General features: G+C 34.5%; 2 protein-coding genes. Both read right to left on the bottom strand.

Annotation, left to right across the window (positions count from 1 at the left end):
- Positions 1 to 3,476: MBG domain-containing protein (locus ABS764_RS16150; protein WP_408082830.1), on the bottom strand; the 3,476-nt coding region annotated here is incomplete at its 3' end.
- Positions 3,477 to 3,895: 419 nt separating this feature from the next.
- Positions 3,896 to 4,222, bottom strand: a 327-nt coding sequence (locus ABS764_RS16145) for an OmpA family protein (protein WP_408082829.1), incomplete at its 5' end; no start/stop codon positions are given.

Below are 4,222 nucleotides of genomic sequence, written 5' to 3'. Positions count from 1 at the left end.
TTAGTTACAATATAGTTTGGATTTTCTCCCAAAGCAACTGTAATAGGATAAGTGGCTACAGGCGAGAACTGCGTAGCTGTAGTTGATAAGCTATAGTTAATCACATCATTGTTCACTGCACCAGTTACTACAGCAGTAAGAACAGGATTTTCATCACCGTATACTTTAGTTTTATTATCAGCAGTCACCACTACGTTTAGTTCTTTCGGTGTTACTGTCAAAGTTCCGTCAACCTTAGTTACAATATAGTTTGGATTTTCTCCCAAAGCAACTGTAATAGGATAAGTGGCTACAGGCGAGAACTGCGTAGCTGTAGTTGATAAGCTATAGTTAATCACATCATTGTTCACTGCACCAGTTACTACAGCAGTAAGAACAGGATTTTCATCACCGTATACTTTAGTTTTATTATCAGCAGTAACCACTACGTTTAGTTCTTTCGGTGTTACTGTTAAAGTTCCGTCAACCTTAGTTACAATGTAGTTTGGATTTTCTCCTAAAGTCACCACGATAGGGTAAGTGTCTACAGGTGAGAACTGCGTAGCTGTAGTTGATAAGCTATAGTTGATTACATCATTGTTCACTGCACCAGTTACCACGGCAGTAAGAACAGGATTTTCATCACCGTATACTTTGGTTTTATCATCAGCCGTGATAGTAACTGCTTTTGGAGTAACCGTCAAGTTAACAGTAGATGTTTCTGTATTAGTACATCTTCCAATTAAAATAGCTCGGTAAGTATAAGAACTCATTGCAACAGTTGGCTTCGTTAAAGTTAATGTTGCAGTTGTAGTATTTGAGTATATATCATCATTTATAATATTAGTAAAACCAGATCCTGTATTTACTTGCCATTGGTATGAAGTAACATTTGTAGCACTAACGGTAAAACTAGTATTATCTCCATAAGTTATACTTTGATTTATTGGTTCTGTTGTTATTACCGATTTAGGATGTACAATAACTGTAATGGCTTTTTTATCACCTATACAAGAATTATTTATACCTTCAGCTACATAATATGTGAATTCTCCAGCATTAGTTGTTATAGGAATTATTGATGACTGGGGAGCTGAAGTTAGGGAATCATAATAATATAATGTATAATCAGGATTAGAAGCTGTTGCTGTTAAAGCTTGTGCAGTATCACCAGCACAATATTCCACATTATCGGCATTAGGAACCCCCGCTTTTGGGTAAATAGTTAAAGTTACAGCGGTTCTTGTTAAGCTAGTACAAGTTCCATTAGAAGCCTGCGCATAGTAAGTTTTACTACCTACACCTACTTGAGTTGGGGATGTTGGAGTTCCTCCAGTTTCTTGAGTATACCAAGTAATAGTTTGTCCTTGTGGAACAGTTGCTGTTGCAGTTAAAGTTTGATTTGTAGTTCCATCAGAGCAAATAGTTTGATTACCACCTGAAATTGGAGCAGCTGGTGTTGCATTTACTGTTAAAGTTACAGCTGTTCTTGTTAAACTAGAACAAGTACCATTGAGATTAGAAGACTGAGCATAATATGTTTTAGTTCCTACTCCTACTTGAGTTGGTGAAGCTATTGGACTACCCCCGGTTGCCGTTTCGTACCAGGTTACTATTTGTCCCTGTGGAGCTGTTGCAGTAGCTGTTAAGGTATGATTTGCATTTCCATTCCAGCAAATGGTTTGATTGCCACCAGAAGTTGGAGCATCAGGTGTAGGGGAAATAGTTGTCGTTAATGTACCAAAAATAAAACCATATTGATCATTACCTTTTGTTTCTAATTCAAAAGAAGAAATATCATCTGGTAGGTAAAAAAAGGTGTAACCATTGGTAAGTTCATTACTAGGTCTGCTACTTGGTGTTTTTGGATTGGACTCGAATACAGTTCCTCTATCTCCTGCAATAGGTGGAGTAGTATTGTTAAAGTAGGAATATTTACCTGTTTGATAAGCATCCATATTTCCTATAACCTCTAGTGGAACTGAGGAGGTTACCTTACCAGCAACATTATTATCTGATAAACCTGCAATACCAATTATATATCTATAAGCGTGAGTTGTGGTGTTTAAACTTTTTGATGTGACCTCGTAATCAAGTTTAATTGTTCTTTCTAGTACTTTTGGATTAGTATAAGCCCCAATTAAATCTAGGTATTTTGTTTTAAACTTTGTAGGTACCCCTTTTATATTAATTATCCCTTCTTGTGCAGTAGGTTGGTATAATCTCCATTGGTCATGACTGGTTGTGAAGTTTTTGATAACTTCTACTTTAACCCCTCCATTTGGTAGAAAAGCAGGACCAGACGGTTTAACAGGAAACAATCCTTTACCTGTATCATTAAGACTTTTTACTAAGTCAGTAGTAGGTTCTGCAAGAACAGTGGTGTATACATTGCAGGTTTCATCAATATCAGGATTACTACCATCAGGTTCTCTACAAATAACTCCTGAGTTAACCTGTGGTGCAGGGCAATTTGAGCAATTATAAACAACTCCGCTCAGGAAGTTCATTGAGTTAGGATTGTTAAACATTCCTGATGTACTAGAAGTTCCACTTGAATTTTTTAAATTTAAATTTGGACCAATTTTCCCACTATTCATGGCAGCTTTGCCTTTCCAGGTAATATAACCTAACTTACCTGATCCAACAGCAGGACCTTCAATGTTACCATCATTTTGAAAATTATCAGAAACAACAGTTGTACCTTCATTATAGTAAACACAACCAGAACCTCCTAAATTCATTGATCCCTGAACATTAACGGAACCGTAATTTTCAAATCGGGCTGTTGAAGACCCAAAATCTATTCTGCTACTACTAACAGTAAACTTACCTGTATTTATAACTTTTCCTCCTCCAAGGTTAAAACCAGCAGATGAAACCATCTCTCCACAGTTTACAAAAACACTCTTACTATTGCAATTGTAGCTATTTCCAATTAATAGTTTTCCCTGATTTCTGAAAAAACTTTTTCCACCAATATTAATATTCGAATGAATGTTAATAATAGCATTTGAAGAACTATCGAAAGTGTATGTTCCGCTAGGATGTTGTAGTCCTAAAACTCCAACATTAAACTGCCCATTATTAGTTACTGTATTTGTACCACTACCATTTAGTTTAAAATCAGTTTGTCCTGTATTACCAGCTTTCAAAATACCTTTTGTACCAATGTTCAAATCAACATTTGCATCGATAGTTACAGATTGAGTAAACTGTAAAGTACCATCAATTTCCATATCAATTGTTCCAGAAGAAGTAACATTATTTTGGATAATAACAGTCACATTAGGAGCTATATAAATTTTAGTTCCATTTTGAAAAATAACATCTCCTAGTGTAGAATTGTTGTAAAAACAAACTTTTTTATTAGATTGAAAGGTATAATTTCCGGAAGATGGTCCGTTAATATCACAACTAGATTGTGCATTAATTTCAAAACAACTAAAAATAAAGGTTAAAAATGTTAATAAAACGGGAGTAATTTTAATGTTCATATATTCAATTTTGAAAGGAATTGTAATTGGATTCTATGGATGTAATAGAATTATCGTAAATTATTATGCGAAACTAATTACATTATACTTCGGTAGTAAATATTCTCTTCAAACAGCTTAAATATTCGATGAAAAGCTTTTTATTATAAATAAGCACCTAAAAGCGGGTAAAAAGGAGGGTTTTTTGAATGTAGTTTTCAAAAAAATATTTGGTGATGGAGGTTATATAACCGAGAAAATCTCCCAACGGTTATTTATTGATGAGATATAATTTTAATTAAATATATACTCCAAACAAAACTTAAATCAAAATTTATAAAGCAAAAAACAGTAGTAAACCTGAGTTTACTACTGTTTAAAAGATACTATTATTTTTATTAATCCTGTGTCACTTTTTCATGACTAGGCAAAACTATTTCTTAAAGCGCGGTAATAATAAATTCGCTTCTGCGATTCATTTGGTGTTCTTCTTCGGTACATTTTACATTGTCGGCACATCTGTTTACCAGCTGACTCTCGCCATACCCTTTTCCGGTTAATCTGTCTGCTTTTACACCGTTTTTAACCAACCAGCTAATGGTCGATTTAGCTCTTCTGTCTGATAAAGCTTCGTTGTATTTATGAGAAGCACGACTATCGGTATGCGAACGGATATCGAGTTTCATATTCGGATATTGGTTTAAAACATCTAATATTTTTTCTAAATCCAAAGCTGCTTCCGTTCTGATATTAGATTTGTCTAAGTC

The sequence above is a fragment of the Flavobacterium plantiphilum genome (genome assembly GCF_046000495.1).
GTDB lineage: Bacteria > Bacteroidota > Bacteroidia > Flavobacteriales > Flavobacteriaceae > Flavobacterium > Flavobacterium plantiphilum.
This window is presented reverse-complemented; position numbering and strand designations above follow the sequence as displayed.